The sequence below is a fragment of the Muriventricola aceti genome (genome assembly GCF_025567565.1).
GTDB classification, from domain to species: domain Bacteria; phylum Bacillota; class Clostridia; order Oscillospirales; family Oscillospiraceae; genus Lawsonibacter; species Lawsonibacter aceti.
The window spans coordinates 26,354-50,373 of record NZ_JAOQKF010000004.1; the positions used below are offsets into that span (position 1 = coordinate 26,354).

The window sequence follows — 24,020 nt, forward strand, 5'->3', positions numbered from 1 at the left end:
GGCTCAATCCTCCCCGGATACGATCCGCACCGCAGTGCCGTCAGCCAGATAGGACTGGCCCACAGTTACGAGCTGCTGCCCTTCGCTCAGGCCAGAGGTCACCTCGGTTACACCGTTTCCGGTCAGCCCAATCGTCACCTCGGTGTACTTGGCCACGCCATCCTCCACTACAAAGGCATATTGGGTCGAACCGCTGGTCAGGATGGCCTCAGTGGGAACTACCACAGCGTCCGCGGAGGTGTCCGTGTGGAAGGTCACATCGGCGAACATACCAGACAGCAGGCCCTCGATGTCCTCGTCCAAGGCTACAGTGACGGTATATAGCTTGGTCTGCGCATTGGCCGCCTTTTCGATGCCCCGGATGGTCCCCACCGTGGATACGCCCAGGGAACTGATGGTCACGTCGGCTTCATCTCCCTGGCCAAGCTTGGGTACCAGAGCCTCCGACACAGACACCTGGACCTTCATGGTGTCCACTCCCTCCACCACGGCTACCGGCATAGAGGCAGATACATAGCCACCCTCTGTGGCATTTAAAGTAACCACAGTCCCGGCAACGGGGGAAATCACATTTCCACCACTGTCTACATTCTCTAAAACAGTGGCCAGCTGCTCCACATTAGATTTATAGCTCTGCATCCCAGCCTCTAACTGGGAGAGCGTGGAGTTGCGGGTTGCAACGGCGCTCTCCAGCTGGAGTTCAGCCTGATCGATCTCCAGCTGAGAAGCCGCCCCAATCTCCTTCAGCGCCTTCAGGTCGCTGAGGTTTTTCTCATATAAGGCGATCTGGCTGTCAAAGACTGCCTTCTGATCCTGGTAGCTTTGAACAGCGGAACTGTAACTAATATTGGCGGCGTTGTAAGAGGAGAGGGTGCTGGCCATATCCAGTGTGCAGATTTTCTCCCCGGCAGATACGGTATCACCCGCCTCCACATAGACAGCGGTACACTGGGCATTGACAGCCACAAAAATGGACTCTTGTCCGTCAGCGACCACCTTGCCAGACACCTTGTTCTCTGTGGAGATGGTCTGGCGGGATACCTCCTCCACCTGAACCGCCACGCCGGCGGGGACATCTGTCTGGGAGCTGTCCTCCTCCCCAGACTGGCAGGCGGCAAGGGACAAGATCATGGCGGCCGCCAGGACAGTGGAAATCGTACGAGTGTGCTTCATGGTGCTCTCCTTCAATTCAAAATGCCGTAGTCCACGGCCCAGCGGTAATTGTGATAAGCGGTAAACAGGTCGACCTCAGCGCCCTCCACCGTTTCCTGGGCGCTCTTCACCTTGTCCTCTGCCTCCAACAGCCCGTTGTCGGACAAGCTGCCCTGGCTATGCTTCAGTTGGGCCACGGAGTAATTGTCCTGCTCCACCGCCAAGGCGGTCCTGGCGGCGTCCAGTACCTGCTTATAGTCCTTCACTTGGAGGTACAGGGAGCGGAAGCTGTTTTCAAAGCTCTGTAATGTCGCCTGATAAGTATATTGGGCAGATTTCCAGGTGTGCTGGGCGGAAACATACTGATACTTTTTCTCGTTGTAATTGTAATCCTTTCCAGCGTCCTTAAAGTCCTCTTGGGCGTCTTCCAAGGTGCGCTGGGCGGCAAACAGATCGTAGCTGACCTCCTTGGCGGCAGCCAAATCCGCCTCCAGGTCCATTTCCTCCAGCTGTTGGCTGGTGACCTGGGGCAGCCCCTGAAGCTGGATGTTCCCGGTCTGCTCCGCTCCGATCAGCATCTCAAGCTGTGCCTTGTAGTTGGAGATATTCATCTCCAGTGTTTGCTGACCGCTGACCAGGGCCGTGCGGCTGGCCTGTGTCTGACGCAGTGTCTGGGAAGAAATATGGCCCAGCTCATAGCGCAGCTCCATTTCCTGGATAGTGCGGTCCAGGGCAGTCAGCTGGCGGTCCAGGGCGCTGTCATTCAACTCCAAATCCACCAAAGCCACATATAGGGATTCAGCTGCCATTATAATCTGCTCCTGGGCGTTTTCCAGCTGGCGGATGACAGCGGCGTTGTCCTCCTGGATCTTTCCATCTTTCAAATCGTCAAAGGTATCCCGCAGGGAATCGTAGGCGGCATCCATAGAGGAGGCGGCGATAGAGCCCACAGCACCTCCTGTGACAATCATTCCCCACTGGGCCTGGGCAATCTGGTTGATTTGCTTGCGGATATCGTCGGTCATTTTTTCATAATCTATGGCCTCGATGGCCTGGATACTCTCCTCCAAGGCTAACAGATTCAGATTGTTCTCCCGCAGGCGGTGCTCCAAGTTGGTAAAACTGATAGAGCCCACCGGATCAGGTATGTATTCCTCCGCGGGCGGCTGTTCCTCCTGTTCCTCCTCCGCTTCCCCAGCGTCCGCTCCATAGACGGCGCTCTCCATCTCCTCGGCGCCTTCCGTATTTTCCGGGGAAACATCCGGTTCTCCAGAGGTTGGGGCCCCGTCAGTCTGGGTAGCGGTGCTCCCGGAGGACACGGCGTCGTCCTCCACAGCCAGAGCCGCCCCGCCAATCAGGGACAGCCCCAGCGCCGCCGCCAGCAGCAGCGCGATGGTCCTATGTTTCATGTGGTTTCCTCCTCATGTGTCCGGGCTGCGCAGCCATAGCGCAGCAAATCGATTCTTGCTTGCAGGATATCACGTTGTATCTCCCGCTGACTATATTCCTGTAGAGTTTCCACGACAGCACCGCCTAAAATAGCCATGCCCAGGAAAAAGATATGTTCCGCATACTCTCTATTCTGTTGCCGCAGCCCGGTCATATCCGTCTCATCCCATAAAGGTTCTGGCATCAATCCTGGTCGTTCTGTCAAAAAGCTCTGGGTCTCTATCCCCGGATTGAGGCGCAGGACCTGAATAAAACGTGCCAGCACTGGGTCAGCGACTCCTCTTTGTTGAACTAAACGGTCAAACGCCCCAAGAGGAAGGGATAATAAATCACCTTCATGGGTGTGCAAAATATCCCGCAGGCTTTGGATAAAATATTCCCGTACACCTTTTAGTAAGTAACGGATCATGTCCTCCTTATCGGTAAAGTATTGGTAGAAGCTACCCCTTGGAATGTGGGCAGCCGCAATGATACGGTTGATAGATACATCAGTGAATCTGACCCGGGTACATTCCTCCCAGCAGGCGTCCATCAGCCGCAGCCGTTTTTCTTCCGGCAGGCGAAAAAATGTACTGGTTGGCATATGCGTCCTCCCTTATGACGACCTGTCGCTTATGACAGCCTGTCGCATATTATACACACCATCTCCCCCTGTGTCAACTCAAAGACCTGTTACGATTTTGTGAATTTTTTGAGGCCCTATTTGGTAGACATTCCAAATTGTTTCTCTCTTCTATGTCTACCAAATGTCTACCAAAAAAAGCGGGAAAGCGCTGGGAAACAGGGCTTTCCCGCTTTTCCATTTTCTGGGTGTCTACCAGATGTCTACCAAGGGCACTTTTTCTTTGGAAAAGCGCCCTTTTTTATTTGCTCTTAGCGGGTTTTCCTCACCTTTTTTGCTGTGCAAGGGGCGTTATACAGGGCTAAGTGTCCCTAAAAGTCCTCAAAACCTCAAAAATGCGGGGGATTTTCAAGAAATCACCCCGAAAAAATTTAAGGAGGAATCCCGAATGAGAAACCTGAAGCGGGCTCTTAGCCTGGCTCTGGCTTCCGTCATGGTCATGGGCCTGATGGTAGTCGGTTCCGGCGCGAGCTACGTCGATGTGTCTTCCGAAAACAACGTGGAAGCCATCGAAGTTCTCCAGAAAGTCGGTGTCATGACCGGCGACGAGAACGGCAAGTTCAACCCCGACGCCAACGTCACCCGCAACGAGATGGCCGTCATCATGTCCAACATGCTGGACTACAAGGTGTCCAACTACGCTGGCACCGCTCCCTTTACCGACGTGCCTTCCTGGGCTGAACCCTATGTGGCCGCCTGCTACACCCACGGCATCATTTCCGGCTACGACGCCAAGACCTTTGGCGGCAGCGACTCCGTCACCGCCGCCCAGGCCGCTCTGATGATGATGAAGGCCCTGGGCTACTTCCAGTATCAGTCCGATTTCGGCGAGGACTGGCAGATGGCCACCATCCGCGAGGCCAACAAGATCGACCTGTACAAGGACGTGAACGCCACCGCTGTGGCCCCCATGACCCGCAACGATGTTGCCCAGCTGGCTCTGAACACCCTGAAGTCCTATCAGGTTGAGGCTGACAACGACACCATCAATGTCAATGGCAACGGCGTGTCCGTCAGCGGCGGCAGCGTCAAGTACTATCAGCTGGTCAGCAATGACAAGATGTACAAGGCCATTGACGACCGCACCGGCCTGAGCATGTCCAACGTTTCCGGCTACACCAAGGAGCTGGGCGAGGACCTGTATGACGGCGACCTGGAGTGCAAGGACGAGACCGACGATTTCGGCCGCCCCGCCACCACCTGGAGCTACAAGAGCTCTACCATCGGCACCTACTCCGACTCTGCCGACCAGACCTGGACTGGCAAGGTCAGCGAGAAGGACCTGTACACTGCCGCTGGTTCCGCCGCCTATGACAACTACAAGTGGACTGTGTACCGCAACGGCGAGATCGTTGAGGACATGGACCGCGTAAACGGCAAGGACGTTCTGGACTATGGCAAGACCAGCAGCGAGCGTTGGCAGGAGACTGGCAACGGCGTGCTGACCGAGCTGTATGTGGACTCCACTGAGGAAGATGTCGTTGTGACCATCATCGACACCTTCGTGGCTGAGGTCACCAAGGTGGAGGACAATGGCGACGACTACACCGTGACCATTTCCTACAAGAGCGATAAGCCCTCCAAGGCCGAGAACGAGTTTGACACCGATCAGAAGTTCTCCAAGGAGGACATCGTGGTCCTGACCATCGGCGGAACTGAGATTCAGTCCATGGCCAAGGCCGAGATCGTTGAGGGCACCGTCAGCTCCGTCAAGGACAACGACTATGTGAAGCTGGACGGCACCACCTACAACTACAACCGCGCTTACTGCACCACCGTGATCAATTCCGCTAAGGGCCTGGTCAACCTGGACGACGGTGACAACTTCACCAACCCTGACGTTGACAACGAGGTCGTTCTGTACCTGGATACCTACGGCAACGCCGTGGCCATCGAGGGCGCTGAGGACTCCGTGGACGACTACCTGTTCGTCACTGGCGTTGACTCCGCCTATGGCGACGTGTCCGCCAAGGTCGTCTTCGCTGACGGCACCGAGGAGAAGATCGACATCGACGAAATCGACGGTGTGGATGCTTACTGGAAGGGCACCGGTGACAAGCGCGTCCCCACTGAAGGCCACATCTACAAGTGGAACCAGAGCGGCAGCGAGTACGACCTGGAATCCGCCTCTTATGCTAACTTCGAGCAGATCCTGTTTGATGCCTCCAATGGTAAGGGCAAGGTGGAGCGCGACAACGCCTCCGTGTATCGTGGCAGCGACCGTATCGGCACCGCTGACAGCGACACCGTGTTCATCAACACCGACGACGACAAGGTGTGGACTGGCTATAAGAACGTCTCCAGCCAGGAGGACATCGTGGGCGCCGCTGTGAAGGATGACGGCGTGATCACCATCCTGTTCATGTCCAGCTCCAGCGGCTCCTCCGCCGAGGACGACGACTTCGTCTTCATCAGCGGCACTGATCCTGAGGTCGTCAACGACAACGGCGACAAGCTGTACCAGTACAACAGCGCCTACATCAACGGCGAGAAGGTCGAGGGCGGCTTCATTGTTTCCAGCAGCTCCGCTAAGGACGACATTGTCACCAAGGGCCTGTACCAGGTCACCAAGCGTGACAACGACGATCACGCCACCGAGGTAAAGCTGGTTGTGGACGCCACTGCCGACAAGAAGGGCAACTACGAGAGCGGCGCTCTGAAGGCCTTTGAGTCCTATGCCACCTACGCCAAGAAGGACATCCTGTCCCTGAATGACGGCGATGGCAACCTGACCGCTGGCAGCCAGTCTGACTTCAGCTATAACAACGACACCACCTTCGTGGTCGTGGAGCTGAAGAAGGACAACACCGACGTGGACTCCGTCTATGTGGGCGGTGTCAGCGACATCGAGACCGACGCGGAAGGCCGTACCGGCGTGTTCGTGGTCACCGTTGAGGATGACGGCGACGATACTCCTATGGCCGAGGTCGTTCTGGTCATCGTGCCCGACGAGGACACCGTGATTGAGGATGACAACAACAACGGCGATTACAAGGTCGTTTCTCTCTCTGGCAAGAAGATTGAGCTCACCGTTGATAAGAATGGCGAGTTCACTCTGAAGAATGTCAAGGTCCAGAAGGGCGACGAGAACTACGAGAATCTGGGCGACGTCACCCTGTCCGCCAAGATCGAGCTCTACAACAAGGGCTGGGATGAGCTGGAGACTGTGGAAGAGGACTTCACCGCTGAGAAGTCTGTTGTCGCTGACTCCAACGGCATCAAATTCAGCAGCGACCTGCTGTCCTCCGGCGATAAGATCCGTGTCACCCTGACTCTGAGCAACAAGACCATCGGTGATATCGAGTTCTTCACCGGCTCCATGACCGTTCCTGAGGCCTAAGAATTCTATTCTTTAGAACTCTAGAGCGATTGGACACCTAAACTGAAAGCACCCCCGGTATTTCCGGGGGTGCTTTTCCTCTTATCCCAAGGCCAAATAGTGAAATACAGTATTTTTTTCATTCGAGGCATAGTAATCGCCGTTCGAACTTTTGTGTACCACCCGGAAGCCCCCCGCCTCCAAGGTGACCAAAGCGGTCTCTCCAGCGGTTGCCGGATTCCCAGTTACCGCCAGCCCTCCGTAATAGTAAGTAGCCAGATTGGCGCCGCTGGCGTAGGTCCTGCCCTGCTTGTCACACAGATAGACCGCCTTAGGTGAGAATGGAAGGGAGATCAGCCGGCTGGCCGCTCCGTCCCCCGTATAGGCTCCCGCCGCGATCTGTACTAAATTGCTCCGTATCTCCTCCAGGTCGGTGCTGTCCGCCTTTTGAGCCACTAGGCCTTGAAGGGCGGTCAGCGCCTCCTGGTCCGCCTTTTTCTGGAGCGCCTGGTCTATTTTCTGATTGTCCTCATTGAACTCTGTGCGGAGCACCTTATCCTCCGCCTCCCATTGGTTGAGCTGGTATTGTTGGGTCTTGTTGGTTGACATGATGGTTCCTCCTTTAATGAGTAAGGTTAAGGGTTTGGCTTTTGCGGGGTGCGCCTGACAGGATTGTCTGAAGGGGCCTGTAAAATACGGCACGCCTAGTTGTGATGCCCTGCATGCGCCCCTCTGCCGGTCAGTCGGGCCGGAGCCGCAGCGTGACCCCTTCTATCTAACACAAAAAACCGCCCCGGAGTGGGACGGTTTCATACATTTTTTGGAAATTACAGGATTATTATCTTCAAAAGAGGGCGGACCCCCTTCCAGGGGGTTCCGCCCTCTCTTATACCTGGTCACAGACCAAGTCCATAGATCCGGTTTGCGTTGTGGAAAAACACCTTTTCCCAATGCTCCTCTGGTACAATCCCCTGAATGAAGCGAATATACTCCTCCAAATTGACGATAGGCCAATCCGTACCATACATAATATCATCCCACTGGAGGATAGCGGTGAGCCAGGTCCGGAGAAGGGATACATAGCCTGCCTGCTCCTGAAAATAGTGCGTCAGATTCACCCGCCCCTCCAACAGACCGGACAGGTCCGCGGATACGTTCCGGTTCTTCTCCACCACCGCTGCGGCCGCCTCTAAAAAAGGGTTCCCAAAGTGGCACATGACAAACCGGGTCTTTGGATGGTCGGCGGCGGCTTCATCCAGGGCGAGGGGGTGGCAGTATTTCAGATGGGCCCGGGAAAACGAGGTCAGCCCCATATGGACGGCCACAGGCTTGTCATAGCGGGCCGCCAGGGCGTAGACAGGCTCATAGACAGGGTCGGTGAGCCAGACCTTATTATAGCCCGGATAGAGCTTCACCCCGCAGCAGTTATCCCGCTTCAAGTTCTCCTCCACACGGTCAGCCAGATCCGGAATGAGCCGCTTTCCACCCTCCAGCAGGGAGCTGTCCAGCCCGATACAGTAGTGGAACAGATCGGCCGGATAGGCATGGTAGGCCGGGTCCAAGCTCCGGTTGCCCATGACCACTCCGTGTACCATCTCCAGTTCCCCATAGACCTCCCGCAGGTGGTCCACCGAGTTGATATGCCCCACTCCCTGGGCCATGGCGTTAGTTCGCTCATCGGGTGGAAAGAGATGGAGATGGGCATCAATGATCTTCATAGGAAGGCGCTCCTTTGGCACGTTTTTTTCTATTATAGCAGATAGCGCGGGCCAAAAAAAGGGGGCTGGCTGCTTTTCCCCGCCGGAGGCGCCCGCCTGGTTTTCCGCCGCCGTCGACGCAAAAGCCCCCTGGCATATTGCCAGAGGGCTTGCAAATGTCTATCACACCAGCTGGATGATCGCCATCTCGGCGGCGTCGCCGCGGCGGGGACCGATGCGGACGACACGGGTGTAACCGCCGTTGCGCTCGGCATACTTGGGGCCGATCTCCTTAAACAGTTTGTTGGCCACATCCTCCTTCGTGATGTAGGACAGGGCCTGGCGGTAGGAGGCCAGGGTGTTGTCCTTGGCCAGGGTGATCATCTTCTCGGCCACGGGAGCCACTTCCTTGGCACGGGTGACAGTGGTCTTGATCTGGCCGTTCTCCAGCAGGTAGGTGACCATGGCGCGCAGCATAGCGCGGCGCTGATCGCTGGTGCGGCCCAGCTTGCGGTTCTTCTGAGACATGAGAAACACTCCTCCGACCTCGCGTGGCGAGATCTCCATAAATTCGTTCATTCGGCCACTAGGGCCGGGACACCCCGCTGAGGGGACAGGAACCCCGCACCCGGACAGGAACGTTACTTACTTCCGGGCTGTCCTTTGAAGTATCGCGAAGTACGATACCCCTTCTTTTGTCTGATGATTCGGCGCTTCTTAGTTATTTTCCTCGCTGGCCAAGGACAGGCCCATCATCGCCAGCTTGTTGATAACCTCTTCCAGGGACTTACGGCCCAGGTTCCGAACCTTCATCATCTCTTCCTCTGTCTTGGAGATCAGGTCCTCCACCGTATTGATGTTGGCCCGCTTCAAGCAGTTATAGGAGCGGACAGACAGATCCATGTCATCGATGGTCATCTCCATCACCTTATCCCGCTGGGTCTCCGCCTTCTCCACCACCGTAGACTTGTTACCCATGGTCTCGGACAGGTCGGTGAACAGCGTGAAGTGGTCGCACAGGATGCGCGCCCCCAGGGAAACAGCGTCCCGAGCATCGATGGTGCCGTTGGTCCACACCTCCAGCGTCAGCTTGTCATAGTCCGTGGCGTCGCCCACACGGGTGTTCTCCACGGTGTAATTGACCTTACGGACGGGGGTATAGATGGAGTCTACGGGGATGGTCCCGATAATGGACTGGGCCGGCTTGTTCTTGTCGGCGGAAACATAGCCACGGCCGTGGGCCAGGGTCAGTTCCATCGACAGGGTGGCGTCAGGTCCCAGGGTTGCGATATGGAGATCAGGATTCAGGATCTCCACATCAGCGTCCGCTTTGATGTCACCGGCAGTGACCTTGCACTCCCCGGCGGCCTCGATGTGGACGGTTTTCACTCCCTCGCAGTACAGCTTGGCGATGATCCCCTTCACGTTCAGGACGATCTCGGTCACGTCCTCCTTGATGCCGGGGATAGTGGTAAACTCGTGCTGGACACCGGCGATCTTGATGGAGGTCACCGCGGTACCAGGCAGAGAGGACAGCAGGATCCGACGCAGGGAGTTGCCCAAGGTGGTGCCATAACCCCGCTCAAGGGGTTCCACAACGTACTTGCCGTAGGAGGCGTCGCCGGGATTCTCCACACATTCGATGCGGGGCTTTTCGATTTCTACCATATGCTAGGATACCCTCCTTTTCTCGGCGGTGTACTTGCCACCGCCTGATTCAGCTCACCAATATCTGAGGGTTGTCTAAGTCTGGTCTTTTGCCAGGTCTCTCCAGCTCGCCTGGAGAGACCCGCAAAAATAGATTACTTAGAATACAGCTCGACGATGAGGTGTTCTTCCACGGGGAAGTCGATGTCGTCCCGGGCGGGCATGGCAGCGACAGTACCCTGGAGGGTATTCTTGTCACGGGTCAGCCACTTGGGCAGAGTGACCATAGGGGCATCCTCACCCAGCAGGCCCTTAAACTTGACAGAGGAGCGGCTCTTCTCCCGAACCTCGATCACGTCGCCCACCTTCACCAGGTAGGAGGGGATGTCCACCCGCTGGCCGTTGACAGTGAAGTGGCCATGGGTAGTCAGCTGGCGGGCCTCGCGGCGGGTCTTAGCAAAGCCAAGACGGTACACCACGTTGTCCAGACGGCGCTCAATGAGGGTCAGCAGGTTCTCACCGGTCTTACCCTGCATACGAGAGGCCTTCTCATAGTACATATGGAACTGTTTTTCCATAATGCCGTAGACAAACTTGACCTTCTGCTTCTCGGTCAGCTGCAGGGCATACTCGGACTTCTTCTTCCGCATATTCCCGCCGGGATTGCGATTGGTAGTCTTTTTGGCATAGCCCATAGCGGCAGGGGACAGGTTCAGAGCCTTGCACCGTTTAGCGATGGGCTGCATATTTCTAGCCATGTGTCATAACCTCCTTCTCTGATCAGACGCGGCGGCGCTTGGGCGGGCGGCAGCCGTTATGGGGAACCGGGGTCACATCCTTGATCATGGTGACCTCCAGGCCCACGGCCTGCAGCGCGCGGATAGCGGCCTCACGGCCGGCGCCGGGACCCTTCACGAAGACCTCGACGGATTTCAGGCCGTATTCCATCGCAGCCTTTGCAGCCGTTTCGGCGGCAGTCTGAGCGGCGAAGGGGGTGGACTTACGGGATCCACGGAAACCCAGACCGCCGGAGGAGGCCCAGGACAGGGCGTTGCCCTGCGCGTCAGTGACGGTGACCATGGTATTGTTGAAGGAGGAGCGGATATGCACCTGGCCCTTCTCCACGATCTTGCGTTCGCGGCGCTTACGCACCACTTTCTTACCCTTGGTATTAGCAGCCATTGTATATCCCTCCCTTACTTCTTCTTATTGGCTACGGTACGCTTGGGACCCTTACGGGTACGGGCGTTGGTCTTGGAACGCTGGCCGCGGACAGGCAGCCCCTTGCGGTGGCGGATGCCCCGGTAGCAGCCGATTTCAGTCAGCCGCTTAATGTCCATCGCCACGTTGCGGCGCAGGTCGCCCTCGACCGTATACTCATGACCGATAACCTCGCGCAGCTTGGCCTCATCCTCCTCGGTGAGGTCCTTCACACGGGTATCGGGGTTAATCCCGGCCTGGGCCAGGATCTTGTTGGCGCTGGTGCGCCCAATGCCGTAGATATAAGTGAGGCCGATCTCGATTCTTTTCTCTCTCGGCAGGTCAATACCGGCAATACGAGCCATTTTTTACAGCACCTCCAATTAACCTTGTCTTTGCTTATGCTTGGGGTTTTCGCAAATAACCATGACTTTGCCCTTGCGCTTAATGACTTTGCACTTCTCGCACATGGGCTTCACGGACGGTCTGACTTTCATTGTTAAAACCTCCTATGAATGCCTTGATGGCCCCTCCTCGTCGAAACAAGCTCCGTATCCTTCGCCCCCACACGTGTGTGAGGGCTCAGTCACTCCGCTGTTTCTCCTCTCCAAATGCGACCCGCTTCGCTGGGCTCGCATTTGGGAGCGGCCTTGCGGCCGCTTGTCCCCGCGGGGGGACGGGAGTCTGGGCGGACCCCGGAAGGCAAGGCTTCCGGAGAAAGCCGGACGATTCGGTCGTTGATAGTTACTTAGATCTCCAGGTAATACGGCCTCGGGTGAGGTCGTAAGGCGACATCTGGACCGTCACCTTATCGCCGGGCAGGATACGGATGAAATTCATGCGCAGCTTGCCCGAAATATGTGCCAGGATGATGTGTCCGTTTCCAATATCCACATGGAAGGTGGTATTGGGCAGGGATTCGGTAACGACTCCCTCCAGCTCGATCATATCATCTTTCGCCAAGCGTGTTTCCCTCCTTGAAGGCGGCCAGCGCCCTTCTCAATGCTCTGTCGGACAGCGGTGTCCCGCGTTTCAGCCCTTGGATGGTCGGGTGGTCAAATGGATGCTCCATATCAGTGAGAGGGAGCACATGGCCCAGCTTTTTGACCTTGGGATTGGCGACCTTACGGCGCTTTCCATCGGCCAGCAGCAACATGGACCGCTCCTGGTCCACTCCCACCACACAGAACACTCCGCCCTTGTCCCGGCCAGCGGCGGCCTCTACGATCCAGCCCGTATAATCATACATAAGCTCCATCCTCTGTGACGGTCAGGATCTCAGGGCCCTCTTCTGTGATCAGGATACTGTTCTCATAGTGGGCTGTCAGGGACCCATCCAGAGAGACGGTGGTCCATTTGTCTGACAGCACCTTCACCCGCCAGTCTCCGGCGCATACCATAGGCTCTACCGCCAGGGTCATGCCAGGCTGAAGCCGGGGACCGTGGCCGGCAGGTCCGAAGTTGCGTACCTCCGGGGGCTCATGGAGTCTGGCGCCCACGCCATGTCCCACAAAATCCCGGACGACGGAAAAGCCGTTGGCCTCTACATACACCTGGACCGCGTGGCCGATGTCAGAGACCCGGCAACCCTGGCGGGCAAATTTCATGCCCTCCCAGAAGCTCTGCTGGGTGACCTGAATCAGGCGCTTGGCCTCGTCGCTCACCTGCCCGCATGGGTAGGTGGCGGCGCAGTCACCATGGAAGCCGCCGATAAAGGCGCCCACATCTACGCTGACGATGTCGCCCTCCTTCAGCTTTCGGGGCCCAGGGATGCCGTGGATAACCTCCTCGTTCACCGAGATACAAGCGGAGCCGGGAAAACCGCCGTATCCCAGGAAGGAGGGCTTGGCCCCATGGCTCTCGATAAAGCGGCGGACCGCTGTATCGATCTCATGGGTCGTGACTCCGGGTCTGATCATAGAGCCAGCCAGAGCCCGGGCCTGGGCGGTAAGGCGCCCAGCCCGGCGCATGGCCTCGATCTCTCGGGGAGATTTTAGTGAAATCATTTCCAAACCCATCAGATACTCAGGGCCTCCATGATCGCTTTGGTGGTATCCTCAATGGTAGACTGATTATCTACGGGGGTCAGGATACCCTTCTCCTCATAGTAGCCCTTCAGGGGCTCGGTCTCAGCGTGGTAGACCTCCAGCCGGTGGCGCACAGTCTCCGGCTTGTCGTCCTCCCGCTGTACCAGGGGTCCGCCACAGGTGTCGCACACACCTTCCACTTTAGGGGGCTTGGCCTTCACATGGTAGGGCGCGCCGCAGTTCTGGCAGACCCGGCGGCCGGTCATGCGTTCTTCGATCTCCCCATCGGAGATCTCGATGGACACCACATGGTCAAAGGTCACGCCTGCCTGGGCCAAAGCCTGGGCCTGGCCAATGGTGCGGGGCACTCCGTCCAGGATGAAGCCCCCGGAGCAGTCAGGCTGCTCCAACCGCTGGGCAACGATGCCGATGATAACGGAATCGGGGACCAGCTTGCCCGCATCCATATAGGACTTGGCCTCTAAGCCGATGGATGTGCCTTCCTTGATGGCGGCACGCAGAATATTGCCGGTGGAGATGGTCGGGATTCCCAGCTTGGCGCTGAGGATCTCAGCCTGAGTTCCTTTGCCGGCGCCCGGAGCGCCCAGCAGGATCAGCTTCATTCCCATATCTCCAACCTCCCGCTTATTCAAGGAAACCCTTGTAATGCCGCATCAGCATCTGGGCTTCCAGCTGCTTGACGGTCTCCAGGGCCACGCCCACCACGATGATGACTGAGGTGCCGCCGATCGCCAGAGAACTATAGCCCACGATATTTCCAGTGATAATGGGGGCGATGGCAATGACAGACAGATACAGAGCGCCAAACATAGTGATCTTGGACAACACCCGGGTGATGAAGTCGGCAGTTGGCTTACCGGGCCGGATGCCGGGGATGAAGCCTCCGTTCTTCTTCAGGTTATTGGACACCTCAATGGGGTTGAAGGTCATGCTGGCGTAGAAGTAGCTGAAGCCAACGATCAGGAAGAAATACAGCACGGAGTAGAAGGGTTTGCTGGTGTCAAACAGCCGCATCATGGCTCCGCCAAAGCCAGTGCTCTCCACGGTAGCCCCGGTAAAGGCGCCGATGGTGGCGGGCAGGGAGGCGATGGACTGGGCAAAGATGATAGGCATGACGCCGGACATATTCACCTTCATGGGGATATGGGTGGACTGGCCGCCATACATCTTCCGGCCAACTACCCGCTTGGCATACTGGACAGGCAGGCGGCGCTCGGCGTTGGAGATGAACACGATGAACACCACCAGAGCCAGCAGGCCGATAACGATGACCGGGATCATCCAAGGCGCCAGGGCCAGTTTCAGCTGGGCCTCAGCCTGCTGAGTGGTCATGCCGGCCGCGGTCAGCGTATCCATGGTCATAGTGCCGTCCTGGACGCTGTTCCAGATGGTTACACCCTTTATGCTGTCAGTCACCATGGTGGGGAAGCGGGACACGATGCCGGCGAACAGGATGATGGAGATACCATTTCCAATGCCGAACTCAGTGATCTGCTCACCCAGCCACATCAGGAAGGCGGAGCCGGCGGTAAAGGAGAGGACGATGACCGCTCCAACCCAGAAAGCGTTCAGGCTGCCGCCCTGGACCAGACCATAGCTGTTGATCAGGGAGTAATAACCAAAACCTTGCAACAGGGCGATGGCCACGGTGGTATAACGGGTGATAGAGGCGATCTTCTTCCGGCCCTCCTCGCCGCCCTCCTTAGCCAACCGCTCCAAAGCGGGAATGGCCACCGTCAGCAGCTGGATGATAATGGAGCTGTTGATATAGGGCTGGATGGACAGGGCAAAGACCGTCGCCATAGAGAAGGCGGAGCCGCTCATGGCGTTCATCAGGCCCAGAATCGTACCGCTCTGAGCCTCCAGATAGAATCCCAGCTGCTCGGAATTGATATAGGGAACAGGGATAGCCGAACCCAGACGGAAGATAAGCAGGGCAAAGATGGTGAACAGGATCTTCTTCCGCAGCTCAGGGACGGACCATGCGTTACGGATCGTCTGGATCATGTCAGATCACCTCCGCCTTACCACCCGCAGCTTCGATCTTTTCCTTAGCGGAGGCGGAGAAGGCGGAAGCCTGGACGGTCAGCTTCTTAGAAATCTGGCCGTTGCCCAGGATCTTGACGCCGTACTCGCACTTGGAGAGGATACCCTTCTCCAGCAGAGCCTTGGCATCGACCACAGCTCCGTCCTCAAACTTATCGAGGGCAGAGACATTGATGGCCTCCAGGGGTTTCGCAAAGATGTTGTTAAAACCGCGCTTGGGGATACGGCGGCTCAGAGGCATCTGGCCACCCTCAAATCCCACGCGGACGCCGCCGCCGGAGCGGGCCCACTGGCCCTTCTGGCCGCGGCCGCCGGTCTTACCATTGCCGGAGCCGGCGCCCCGGCCCTTGCGGTAGGCCTTGGTGTTGGAGCCGGCGGCGGGGGAAAGTTCATGCAGATTCATGTGTCGCGCCTCCTTTTAGTTTTCCTCGGTGACCTGGAGCAGGTACCCGATGTGGGCGATCTTGCCGCGGGTAGCCGCGTTGTCGGGCTGCACGGTGGTATCGCCGATCTTACGGAGGCCCAGGGCCTCGGCGGTCGCCTGATGCTTGGCGATGCGGCCGTTCAGGCTCTTGACCAGCTTGATGTTCAGATTAGCCATGGTGAACGCCCTCCTTAACCCACGATCTCTTCCACGCTCTTGCCGCGGATACGGGCCACTTCCTCGGGGCTCTTCAGGGACTTGAGGCCCTCGAAGGTCGCGGAGACCACATTCTGCGGGTTGTTGGAGCGCAGGCACTTAGTACGGATATCCTTAATTCCGACAGCCTCCATAACGGCACGGACCGGGCCGCCGGCGATAACGCCGGTACCGGGGGCAGCGGGCTTCATCAGCACGCGGCCGGCGCCGAACTCACCAATCACCTCGTGGGGGATAGTAGTGCCGGACAGGGACACGTTGACCATGTGCTTCTTGGCATCCTCGATGCCCTTGCGGATGGCCTCAGGGACCTCGGCGGCCTTACCGGTGCCGAAGCCTACGCGGCCCTTCTCATCGCCCACCACCATCAGGGCGGCGAACTTCATGACACGACCGCCCTTGACGGTCTTGGACACGCGGTTCAGGGAAACGAGCTTCTCCACGAACTCGCTGGGTTCTCTCTCAAATCTAGCCATTTATCGTTTCCTCCTCCCTTAGAACTGCAAGCCGCCCTCACGGGCGCCCTCGGCCAGAGCCTTCACGCGGCCGTGATAGACATAGCCGCCGCGGTCAAAGACCACGTTCTCGATGCCCTTGGCCTTGGCACGTTCAGCCACAGTGACGCCCACCTGCTTGGCGGCGTCGGTCTTGGTGCCCTCGCAGGCAAAGTCCTTCTCCAGGGAAGACGCAGAAACCAGGGTCTTTCCGCTCACATCGTCAATAATCTGGGCGTAGATATTGGTTTCGCTGCGAAATACGTTCAGCCGGGGACGCTCGGGCGTGCCGGAGATTTTAGCACGCACGCGCTTGTGGCGCTTGATACGCTGAGAACGAGTATCGGGTCTGTTGATCATAGTGGCACACCTCCTTCTTACTTCTTGGCGCCGGTCTTACCAGCCTTGCGGCGGATGACCTCGTCTGTATACTTGATGCCCTTGCCCTTGTAAGGCTCAGGGGGACGCTTCTCTCTCACTTCGGCGGCAAACTGGCCCACCTGCTGCTTGTCGCAGCCGTGGATAATGATCTTGTTGGGGCCGGGGACCTCGATCTCAATGCCGGGGATCTCCTCCACGACCACCTGGTGGGAGTAGCCCAGGTTCATGACCAGCTTGTTGCCCTCCTTGGCCACACGATAGCCGACGCCATTGACGTCCAGCTCCTTCTTGTAGCCCTCGGTGACGCCCACCACCATGTTGTGGATGAGGGTGCGGGTCAGGCCGTGCAGGGCACGGTTTTCCTTGGCGTCATTGGGACGGGTGACGTGCAGTGCGCCCTCTTCCATGGCGATAGCCATGTTGGGGTTAAACTGCTGGGTCAGGGTGCCCTTGGGACCCTTGACAGTGACAACGTTGTTGTCCTCTACCTTGATCTCCACTCCGGCGGGAATGGCGATAGGAGCTCTACCAATTCTAGACATTCCTATGACCCTCCTTACCAGACAAATGCCAGGACTTCGCCGCCGACATGGGCCGCACGAGCGGCCTTATCGGTCATGACGCCCTTGGACGTGGATACGATGGCGATGCCCAGGCCGTGCAGAACACGGGGCAGCTCATCGGCGCCGGCATAGACGCGCAGACCGGGCTTGGACACCCGGCGCAGACCGGAGATGACCTTTTCCTTGCCGGCATTGTACTTCAGAGTGACGCGGATCACGCCCTGAGTGCCGTCGTCGATCAGCTGGAAGTTCTTGATATAGCCCTCATCCAGCAGGATCTGCGCGATGGCCTTCTTCATGTTGGACGCGGGGACGTCCACGGTGTCATGCTTGGCGTTGTTCGCGTTGCGGATGCGGGTCAGCATATCCGCAATGGGATCGGTGATGTGCATGAAGTTTACCTCCTATATAAGTTTACCTTGTCGTGCATTGTTACCCTGGGAGCACACAGCTTTCCTCCATATCAGAACACAATCGTCTGAGCAGACCCTTCTGATTTGTGTCCCTCTCTTTGGTCTCACCGCGCTTTCCAAAGCGACGCAGCACTTCCCGGTACAGACGGCAAGGTATCGAGAATTAGGTGGTTCCCGACCTGTTGACCGTCTTTGCGCCTGGTTGGGGCAGGCGCAGTTATCAATACCACCTGAGGTGGGATCGACCTGGATACCCTGTCCCACTTCCGGACGGAGCGCTTTCGGCGCCGGTCTCCGGTCTTTGATAGGGGACAGGACAAATCCCCGCAGCCGCCAATCTTTTTCTGACTGGCGGTTCCGGGTGCGCACTCCCGACTACGTTGGGAGTTTATTGTGTCATTTCCAAGGGGCGACAACAATTTATTATACTCCATACAGCCTGATATAGCAAGGTTTTTTTGCCTCGCACACACGGGCAGGTGGAGAGATTTACGCCGGAACGGGGAAATTTCCCACGTTCCGGACTGTAAAAACCGCAGATTTTGTCGCGCTTCTCCTAAGAGGGAGGGCGGAGCGCCTTGAAAAAAGGCGCCTTCTTCCTGGCAACGATTTTGTTCGGTGATGGGGGCCGCCGCCGCACTTATTGTACGGCAGGCCGCCCCAACCAAAGCATAACAGAAAGATTACCAGGATGCCTTCTTCACGCCGGGGATTTCGCCCTTATAGGCCAGCTCACGGAAGCAGATACGGCAGATGCCGTAGTCCCGGAGATAGGCGTGGGGACGACCGCACAGCTTGCAGCGGTTGTACTGCCGACTAGAGAACTTGGGCGCACGCTGCTGCTTCAGGATCATAGATTTCTTAGCCATAACTCTTCCTCCTCCTTAGCGGCCGGCAAAGGGAGCGCCCACCAGCTTCAGCAGCTCACGGGCCTCCTCATCGGTCTTAGCGGTGGTACACACCACGATGTCCATGCCGCGGATCTTGTCGATCTTGTCGTACTCGATCTCGGGGAAGATCAGCTGCTCCTTCACGCCCAGGGCGTAGTTGCCGCGGCCGTCGAAGGCGTCGGCGGAGATGCCGCGGAAGTCACGGACACGGGGCAGGGCCACATTGAACAGGCGGTCCAGGAACTCCCACATCTTGTTGCCCCGCAGGGTAACTTTCGCTCCAATGGGCATACCTTCACGGAGCTTGAAGTTGGCCACAGACTTCTTGGCCTTGGTGATAACGGCCTTCTGGCCGGTGATGGTGGTCAGGTCATTGACCACGGCATCCAGCACCTTGGCGTTCTCACGGGCCTCGCTGCAGCCAACGTTGACCACGATCTTCTCCAGGCGGGGGATCTGCATCACGGACTTATAGCCGAACTTCTGCATCAGAGCAGGAGCGACCTCGTCCTGGTACAGCTTCTTCAGGTTAGGGGTATTAGCCATTTCGAATCGTTCCTCCTCTCTTAAATCTCGGCGCCGCACTTCTTGCAGACGCGGACCTTCTTGCCGTCAGCCAGCAGCTTGTGGGCCGGACGGGTGGGCTTGTTGCACTTGGGGCAGACACGCTGCACCTTGCAGGCGTAGAGGGGAGCCTCTTTCTGCAGGATACCGCCCTGATCGCCCTGCTTGCGGGGCTTGGTGTGGCGAGAGACCATGTTGATCTTCTCAACAATGACCTTGCCGTCCTTGGGCATGACCTCCAGGACCTTGCCCTGCTTGCCCTTGTCCTTGCCGGACAGGACGACAACCAGGTCGTCCTTCTTGATGCTCATCTTATTCATCTTCATTGCCCTCCCTTACAGCACTTCGGGAGCCAGGGACAAGATCTTCATATAGTCCTTGTCGCGCAGCTCACGGGCCACTGGGCCAAAGATACGGGTGCCGCGGGGATTCTTATCGTCCTTGATGAGGACGGCGGCGTTGTCGTCGAAACGGACATAGGAGCCGTCGGCGCGGCGGATGCCCTTGGCGGAACGGACGATGACGGCCTTGACCACTTCGCCCTTCTTAACAGTGCCGCCGGGAGCGGCCTTGCGGACGGAGGCGACCACCACATCACCGATGTTGCCGAACTTGCGCTTGGAGCCGCCCAGCACCCGGATGGTCTTGATCTCCTTGGCGCCGGTATTATCGGCCACCTTCAGATAGCTTTCTTCCTGAATCATACCGACACCTCCTTACTTCGCTTTCTCGATGATCTCAACCACGCGCCAGCGCTTGTCCTTGGACAAGGGGCGGGTCTCCATGACCTTGACGCGGTCACCCACGCCACACTGGTTGTTCTCATCATGGGCCTTCAGCTTATAGGTTCTCTTCACGATCTTCTTATACAGAGGATGGGCCACGCGGTCGGCGATGGCGACCACAACGGTCTTATCCATCTTGTCCGAAACCACCAGGCCGACTCTGGTCTTACGAGAAGAAGTTCTGTTTTCCATCTTCTATTCCTCCTCTTAGCGGCCGGCGAGCTGCTGCTCGCGAATGATGGTCTTGACCCGGGCGATATCCTTCTTGACCTCAGCGATCCGGATCGGATTATCGAGCTGGTTGGTGGCGTGCTGGAGGCGCAGGTTGAACAGATCTTTCTTCAGATCCTTCAGCTTGTTCTCAAGCTCCGCTGCAGACATCTTACGGACTTCATTGGCCTTCATTACGCTTCACCACCCTTCTCGGTCTCTTCACGCTTGACGATTTTGCACTTGACAGGCAGCTTGTGGCTGGCCAGGCGCAGGGCCTCACGGGCAGTTTCCTCAGAAACGCCGGCGATCTCGAACATCACACGGCCGGGTTTGACCACGGCCACCCAGTACTCAGGGGAACCCTTACCGGAGCCCATGCGGGTCTCGGCGGGCTTCTCAGTCACGGGCTTGTCGGGGAAGATCTTGATCCAGACCTTACCACCACGCTTGGTATAACGGGTCATGGCAATACGGGCAGCCTCGATCTGATTGCTGGTGATCCACGCGGGCTCAATAGCCTGCAGGCCAAACTCACCGTAGGCGATGGTGTTGCCGCGCATGGCCTTGCCCTTCATGCGTCCGCGGTGGACGCGGCGGTACTTTACGCGCTTAGGGAGCAGCATTACTGAGCGCCTCCTTCCTTAGGAGTGTTGGCCTGACCGGCGGGGCGGGGGCCACGGTTGAATCCGCCGTTCTGGCGGTCACGATTGAACCCGCCCTGGCGGTCACGGTTGAAGCCGCCCTGACGGCGGTCACCATCCCGGCGGTCACGGCGGGGACGGTCACGGCGCTCCTGGTAGGGCTTGCTGGTATCCAGAGTGCGGGGGGTGGTACGCAGGGCCTGAGTGAGCACCTCGCCCTTGTAGATCCACACCTTCACGCCGATGCGTCCGTAGGTAGTGGCAGCCTCAGCAAAGCCGTAGTCGATGTCGGCCCGGAGGGTCTGCAGGGGAATGGTGCCGTCGTGATAGTGCTCGGTGCGGGCGATCTCAGCGCCGCCCAGACGGCCGGAGCAGGAGGTCTTGATGCCCTTGGCGCCGGCGCGCATGGCGCGGCCCATAGCGTTCTTCATCGCCCGGCGGAAGCCGATCCGCTTCTCCAGCTGCTGGGCGATGTTCTCAGCCACCAGCTGGGCATTGGTATCGGCGTCCCGAACCTCTACGATCTTCAGATCCACAGGCTTGCCGGTCATCTTGACCAGCTGGGCCTCGATCTTCTTGATGTCCTCGCCGCCCTTGCCGATGACCACGCCGGGGCGGGCACAGTGCAGGTAAATGCGGGTCTTGGCGTTGTCCCGCTCGATCTCGATCTTGGGGATACCGGCGCCGTAGAGGGTCTTCTTCAGGTAGTCACGGATCTTCTTGTCCTCCACCAGCAGGTCGCCCACCTTCTCGTTGCGGGCATACCAGCGGGAGTCCCAATCCTTAATGACACCCACGCGCAGTCCGTGGGGATTAACTTTCTGTCCCATATTGTTCCTCCTCCCTTAGCGCTCGCTCACAACAATGGTGACGTGAGAAGTGCGCTTGTTGATCCGGTACGCGCGGCCCTGAGCCCTGGGCATGATGCGCTTGATAATGGGGCCGGGGTTGGCGTAGCAGGCGGACACATACAGCTTCTCAGGGTCCATCTGGTGGTTGTTCTCCGCGTTGGCGGCGGCGCTCTTCAGCAGCTTGAGCACAGGCTCAGAGGCGGCCTTGGGGGTCTGCAGCAGGATGGCGGTGGCGGTACCCACATCCTTGCCCCGGATCAGGTCCAGGACGATCTTCACCTTACGGGGAGAGATCCGCAGATATTTCAGATTTGCTTTCGCTTCCATGCTCTCTCCTCCTTACTTACCGGTCTTGCTGCCCGCGTGGCCCTTGAAGGTGCGGGTGGGCACAAACTCGCCCAGCTTGTGGCCGACCATGTCCTCGGTGACATAGACGGGCACGTGCTTGCGGCCGTCGTGTACAGCAAAGGTGTGTCCAACGAAAGAGGGGAAGATGGTGGAGGCGCGGCTCCAGGTCTTCAGGACCTTCTTTTCGTTCTTTTCATTCATCTCATCGACCCGCTTCAGCAGCTCGGGGGCGCAAAAGGGGCCTTTCTTAATGCTTCTGCTCATCTTTCACAGCCTCCTTACTTGGCATTGCGGCGCTTGACGATGAACTTATCAGTGCGGTTCTTCGTCTTGCGGGTCTTGTAGCCCAGGGCGGGCTTGCCCCAGGGGGTGACAGGGCCGGGACGGCCGACGGGGCTCTTGCCCTCACCACCGCCGTGGGGGTGGTCATTGGGGTTCATAACAGAGCCGCGGACGGTGGGCCGCCAACCCATGTGGCGCTTGCGGCCGGCCTTACCGATCTGGATGTTGGCCCAGTCGGTGTTGCCCACCTGGCCGATGGTGGCCTTGCAGTTCTCGCGGACATAACGCACCTCGCCGGAGGGCAGGCGGATCTGAGCCATGCCGTTCTCCTTGGCCATCAGCTGGGCGGCCACGCCGGCGGCGCGGACCAGCTGGGCGCCCTTGCCGGGGTACAGCTCGATGTTGTGGATCTCCTCGCCCACAGGGATGTTGGCGATGGGCAGACAGTTGCCGGGCAGGATGTCGGCGTCGGGGCCGGTCATGATGATGTGGCCGGCCTTCAGGCCGTTGGGGGCCAGGATATAGCGGCGCTCGCCGTCCTCATACTCGATCAGGGCGATGTTAGCGGAGCGGTTGGGGTCATACTGCAGATTGACCACAGTTGCCTTACCCTCTTTATCCCGCTTAAAATCGATCACACGATACTTCTGCTTGTTTCCGCCGCCGTGATGACGGACGGTGATGCGGCCGTAGCTGTTGCGGCCGGCGTGCTTCTTCAGCACTTCGGTCAGAGCGCGCTCGGGCTTGGCCTTCTTATCGATCCCCTCGAAGGCGGACACAGTCATGTGACGGCGGGAGGGGGTTGTGGGCTTAAAAGTCTTAATAGCCATTTGTCAATATCCTCCTTACACCATACCCTCGAAGAACTCGATGGACTTGGAGTCGGCGGTCAGGGTGACCATGGCCTTCTTCCAGCTGGGCCGGCGGCCGGCGGGGCGCATCCCCATCCGCTTCTCCTTACCCTGCATGTTCAGGGTGTTGACCTTGGCGACCTTGACGCCGAAGATCTCCTCAATCGCCTTGGCGATCTCGATCTTGTTGGCGGTCTTGGCAACCTCGAAGGTGTAGCGCTTCATCTCAGTCTGCTCCATGGACTGCTCGGTGATGATGGGGCGCTTGATGATGTCATAAGCAGTGGTAGCCATTACGCATACACCTCCTCGATGATAGCCAGGGCAGCCTTGTCAATGACCAGCTGCTTGGCGTTTACGATGTCATAGACGCTGAGGATCTTGGCGGTGGTGGTGACCACGCCGGGGATGTTCCGGGCGGACTTGACCACAATCTGATCCACCTCAGGGGTGATGACCACGGACTTGGAGGCGCCGATGCTGTTGAGCATCTCCTTCATGGCCTTGGTCTTGATCTCCTCCAGCTTCAGACCGTCTACCACCAGAACGGCGCCCTGGGCAGCCTTGGCGGACAGAGCGGACTTAAGAGCCAGACGCTTGACCTTCTTATTCAGAGTATAGCTGTAATCCCGGGGCTTGGGGGCAAACACGATGCCGCCGTGGGTCCACTGGGGAGCCCGGGTGGAGCCCTGACGGGCGTGACCGGTGCCCTTCTGACGCCAGGGCTTCTTGCCGCCGCCGGAAACCTCGGCGCGGGTCAAAGCGCTCTGGGTGCCCTGACGGCAGTTAGCCAGGTGGTTCTTGACCACCTCGTGGACCACAGCCTGGTTGGGCTCGATCCCGAACACGGCCTCGGAGAGCTCGATCTCGCCGACCTGCTGACCGGCCATGTTGAACACGTTAGCTTTAGGCATGACTCAATCT

The 24,020-nt window shown here is 58.2% G+C and carries 36 protein-coding genes; 1 reads left to right on the top strand and 35 read right to left on the bottom strand.

What is annotated here, in order from left to right; genetic code table 11:
- Positions 1–3: 3 nt before the first annotated feature.
- Genes OCV64_RS05390 through OCV64_RS05400 form a run of 3 tightly spaced genes read right to left on the bottom strand, consistent with a single transcriptional unit; the run spans position 4 to position 3,184 of the window.
- A complete protein-coding gene (locus tag OCV64_RS05390) occupies positions 4–1,173 on the bottom strand; it encodes an efflux RND transporter periplasmic adaptor subunit (protein ID WP_147572333.1) in 1,170 nt (389 codons plus the stop codon).
- A gap of 11 nt (positions 1,174–1,184) precedes the next feature.
- Positions 1,185–2,561: a TolC family protein gene (locus tag OCV64_RS05395; RefSeq protein WP_262669512.1), complete on the bottom strand. Its 1,377-nt coding sequence runs from the start codon at positions 2,559–2,561 to the stop codon at positions 1,185–1,187.
- Positions 2,558–3,184, bottom strand: coding sequence for a TetR/AcrR family transcriptional regulator (locus tag OCV64_RS05400; protein WP_147572335.1), 627 nt, complete (start codon positions 3,182–3,184; stop codon positions 2,558–2,560). Before OCV64_RS05400 ends, OCV64_RS05395 begins: the two co-directional genes overlap by 4 nt.
- Before the next feature lie 427 nt (positions 3,185–3,611).
- Between OCV64_RS05400 and OCV64_RS05405 the strand changes: the two genes are divergently transcribed.
- Positions 3,612–6,563, top strand: a complete 2,952-nt coding sequence (locus OCV64_RS05405) for an S-layer homology domain-containing protein (protein WP_262669513.1) — start codon at positions 3,612–3,614, stop codon at positions 6,561–6,563.
- An 81-nt stretch (positions 6,564–6,644) separates the two neighbouring features.
- Here the strand turns inward: OCV64_RS05405 and OCV64_RS05410 are convergent, their stop codons facing one another.
- The 32 genes from OCV64_RS05410 to rplD form a co-directional block, all read right to left on the bottom strand.
- Entirely contained in the window at positions 6,645–7,151 is a 507-nt protein-coding gene (locus OCV64_RS05410) for a hypothetical protein (protein WP_262669514.1), read from the bottom strand.
- Positions 7,152–7,438: 287 nt separating this feature from the next.
- A complete protein-coding gene (locus OCV64_RS05415; protein ID WP_262669515.1) occupies positions 7,439–8,260 on the bottom strand; it encodes an amidohydrolase family protein in 822 nt (273 codons plus the stop codon).
- 162 nt (positions 8,261–8,422) lie between these two features.
- Positions 8,423–8,767, bottom strand: coding sequence for a 50S ribosomal protein L17 (gene rplQ, locus OCV64_RS05420; protein WP_147572401.1), 345 nt, complete (start codon positions 8,765–8,767; stop codon positions 8,423–8,425).
- Positions 8,768–8,956: 189 nt separating this feature from the next.
- On the bottom strand, positions 8,957–9,907 hold the full coding sequence (locus OCV64_RS05425) for a DNA-directed RNA polymerase subunit alpha (RefSeq protein WP_147572402.1): 951 nt from the start codon (positions 9,905–9,907) through the stop codon (positions 8,957–8,959).
- Between the two features lie 134 nt (positions 9,908–10,041).
- Positions 10,042–10,644 (bottom strand): 30S ribosomal protein S4, encoded by a 603-nt coding sequence (gene rpsD / locus OCV64_RS05430; protein ID WP_147572403.1) that lies wholly within the window; start codon positions 10,642–10,644, stop codon positions 10,042–10,044.
- A 22-nt stretch (positions 10,645–10,666) separates the two neighbouring features.
- Positions 10,667–11,068: a 30S ribosomal protein S11 gene (gene rpsK / locus OCV64_RS05435; RefSeq protein ID WP_147572404.1), complete on the bottom strand. Its 402-nt coding sequence runs from the start codon at positions 11,066–11,068 to the stop codon at positions 10,667–10,669.
- A 14-nt stretch (positions 11,069–11,082) separates the two neighbouring features.
- The gene (gene rpsM / locus OCV64_RS05440) at positions 11,083–11,451 is read right to left on the bottom strand and encodes a 30S ribosomal protein S13 (RefSeq protein WP_147572405.1); all 369 of its coding nucleotides are present in this window, start codon (positions 11,449–11,451) and stop codon (positions 11,083–11,085) included.
- Between the two features lie 18 nt (positions 11,452–11,469).
- Positions 11,470–11,583 carry a 50S ribosomal protein L36 gene (gene rpmJ, locus OCV64_RS05445; RefSeq protein WP_008982609.1) on the bottom strand — a complete coding sequence of 38 codons (114 nt, stop codon included), beginning with the start codon at positions 11,581–11,583 and terminating at the stop codon, positions 11,470–11,472.
- A gap of 247 nt (positions 11,584–11,830) precedes the next feature.
- Entirely contained in the window at positions 11,831–12,049 is a 219-nt protein-coding gene (gene infA / locus OCV64_RS05450; RefSeq protein ID WP_020989775.1) for a translation initiation factor IF-1, read from the bottom strand.
- Positions 12,036–12,335 (bottom strand): KOW domain-containing RNA-binding protein, encoded by a 300-nt coding sequence (locus tag OCV64_RS05455; RefSeq protein WP_147572406.1) that lies wholly within the window; start codon positions 12,333–12,335, stop codon positions 12,036–12,038. Before OCV64_RS05455 ends, infA begins: the two co-directional genes overlap by 14 nt.
- Positions 12,328–13,092: a type I methionyl aminopeptidase gene (map, locus tag OCV64_RS05460; RefSeq protein WP_147572407.1), complete on the bottom strand. Its 765-nt coding sequence runs from the start codon at positions 13,090–13,092 to the stop codon at positions 12,328–12,330. The genes OCV64_RS05455 and map overlap by 8 nt, the downstream gene beginning before the upstream one ends.
- A gap of 11 nt (positions 13,093–13,103) precedes the next feature.
- Positions 13,104–13,736 (bottom strand): adenylate kinase, encoded by a 633-nt coding sequence (locus tag OCV64_RS05465; protein WP_186852959.1) that lies wholly within the window; start codon positions 13,734–13,736, stop codon positions 13,104–13,106.
- A gap of 22 nt (positions 13,737–13,758) precedes the next feature.
- Positions 13,759–15,141: a preprotein translocase subunit SecY gene (secY, locus tag OCV64_RS05470; RefSeq protein WP_147572408.1), complete on the bottom strand. Its 1,383-nt coding sequence runs from the start codon at positions 15,139–15,141 to the stop codon at positions 13,759–13,761.
- Position 15,142: 1 nt separating this feature from the next.
- Positions 15,143–15,583, bottom strand: coding sequence for a 50S ribosomal protein L15 (gene rplO / locus OCV64_RS05475; RefSeq protein WP_147572409.1), 441 nt, complete (start codon positions 15,581–15,583; stop codon positions 15,143–15,145).
- Between the two features lie 15 nt (positions 15,584–15,598).
- The gene (rpmD, locus tag OCV64_RS05480) at positions 15,599–15,781 is read right to left on the bottom strand and encodes a 50S ribosomal protein L30 (protein WP_050623215.1); all 183 of its coding nucleotides are present in this window, start codon (positions 15,779–15,781) and stop codon (positions 15,599–15,601) included.
- 14 nt (positions 15,782–15,795) lie between these two features.
- The gene (rpsE, locus tag OCV64_RS05485; protein ID WP_147572410.1) at positions 15,796–16,296 is read right to left on the bottom strand and encodes a 30S ribosomal protein S5; all 501 of its coding nucleotides are present in this window, start codon (positions 16,294–16,296) and stop codon (positions 15,796–15,798) included.
- A gap of 18 nt (positions 16,297–16,314) precedes the next feature.
- Complete coding sequence (gene rplR, locus OCV64_RS05490; RefSeq protein WP_147572411.1) at positions 16,315–16,674, bottom strand: 50S ribosomal protein L18; 360 nt, start codon at positions 16,672–16,674, stop codon at positions 16,315–16,317.
- A gap of 17 nt (positions 16,675–16,691) precedes the next feature.
- The gene (gene rplF / locus OCV64_RS05495) at positions 16,692–17,237 is read right to left on the bottom strand and encodes a 50S ribosomal protein L6 (protein ID WP_147572412.1); all 546 of its coding nucleotides are present in this window, start codon (positions 17,235–17,237) and stop codon (positions 16,692–16,694) included.
- Positions 17,238–17,251: 14 nt separating this feature from the next.
- Complete coding sequence (gene rpsH / locus OCV64_RS05500) at positions 17,252–17,650, bottom strand: 30S ribosomal protein S8 (RefSeq protein WP_147572413.1); 399 nt, start codon at positions 17,648–17,650, stop codon at positions 17,252–17,254.
- A 704-nt stretch (positions 17,651–18,354) separates the two neighbouring features.
- Positions 18,355–18,540: a type Z 30S ribosomal protein S14 gene (locus OCV64_RS05505; protein WP_147572414.1), complete on the bottom strand. Its 186-nt coding sequence runs from the start codon at positions 18,538–18,540 to the stop codon at positions 18,355–18,357.
- A 15-nt stretch (positions 18,541–18,555) separates the two neighbouring features.
- Positions 18,556–19,107, bottom strand: coding sequence for a 50S ribosomal protein L5 (rplE, locus tag OCV64_RS05510; RefSeq protein ID WP_147572415.1), 552 nt, complete (start codon positions 19,105–19,107; stop codon positions 18,556–18,558).
- A gap of 20 nt (positions 19,108–19,127) precedes the next feature.
- A complete protein-coding gene (rplX, locus tag OCV64_RS05515; protein ID WP_147572416.1) occupies positions 19,128–19,445 on the bottom strand; it encodes a 50S ribosomal protein L24 in 318 nt (105 codons plus the stop codon).
- 15 nt (positions 19,446–19,460) lie between these two features.
- Positions 19,461–19,829 carry a 50S ribosomal protein L14 gene (gene rplN / locus OCV64_RS05520; RefSeq protein WP_262669516.1) on the bottom strand — a complete coding sequence of 123 codons (369 nt, stop codon included), beginning with the start codon at positions 19,827–19,829 and terminating at the stop codon, positions 19,461–19,463.
- Positions 19,830–19,841: 12 nt separating this feature from the next.
- A complete protein-coding gene (gene rpsQ, locus OCV64_RS05525; RefSeq protein ID WP_023346506.1) occupies positions 19,842–20,102 on the bottom strand; it encodes a 30S ribosomal protein S17 in 261 nt (86 codons plus the stop codon).
- 15 nt (positions 20,103–20,117) lie between these two features.
- Positions 20,118–20,315, bottom strand: coding sequence for a 50S ribosomal protein L29 (gene rpmC / locus OCV64_RS05530; protein ID WP_147572418.1), 198 nt, complete (start codon positions 20,313–20,315; stop codon positions 20,118–20,120).
- A complete protein-coding gene (gene rplP, locus OCV64_RS05535; RefSeq protein ID WP_147572419.1) occupies positions 20,315–20,746 on the bottom strand; it encodes a 50S ribosomal protein L16 in 432 nt (143 codons plus the stop codon). Before rplP ends, rpmC begins: the two co-directional genes overlap by 1 nt.
- Positions 20,746–21,594: a 30S ribosomal protein S3 gene (rpsC, locus tag OCV64_RS05540; protein ID WP_147572420.1), complete on the bottom strand. Its 849-nt coding sequence runs from the start codon at positions 21,592–21,594 to the stop codon at positions 20,746–20,748. Before rpsC ends, rplP begins: the two co-directional genes overlap by 1 nt.
- A gap of 15 nt (positions 21,595–21,609) precedes the next feature.
- The gene (rplV, locus tag OCV64_RS05545) at positions 21,610–21,942 is read right to left on the bottom strand and encodes a 50S ribosomal protein L22 (RefSeq protein WP_147572421.1); all 333 of its coding nucleotides are present in this window, start codon (positions 21,940–21,942) and stop codon (positions 21,610–21,612) included.
- Between the two features lie 12 nt (positions 21,943–21,954).
- A complete protein-coding gene (rpsS, locus tag OCV64_RS05550) occupies positions 21,955–22,227 on the bottom strand; it encodes a 30S ribosomal protein S19 (RefSeq protein WP_147572422.1) in 273 nt (90 codons plus the stop codon).
- A gap of 14 nt (positions 22,228–22,241) precedes the next feature.
- Positions 22,242–23,075: a 50S ribosomal protein L2 gene (gene rplB, locus OCV64_RS05555; protein ID WP_147572423.1), complete on the bottom strand. Its 834-nt coding sequence runs from the start codon at positions 23,073–23,075 to the stop codon at positions 22,242–22,244.
- A 15-nt stretch (positions 23,076–23,090) separates the two neighbouring features.
- The gene (gene rplW / locus OCV64_RS05560; protein WP_147572424.1) at positions 23,091–23,390 is read right to left on the bottom strand and encodes a 50S ribosomal protein L23; all 300 of its coding nucleotides are present in this window, start codon (positions 23,388–23,390) and stop codon (positions 23,091–23,093) included.
- Complete coding sequence (gene rplD, locus OCV64_RS05565) at positions 23,390–24,010, bottom strand: 50S ribosomal protein L4 (RefSeq protein WP_186852898.1); 621 nt, start codon at positions 24,008–24,010, stop codon at positions 23,390–23,392. The genes rplW and rplD overlap by 1 nt, the downstream gene beginning before the upstream one ends.
- Between the last annotated feature and the right edge of the window lie 10 nt (positions 24,011–24,020).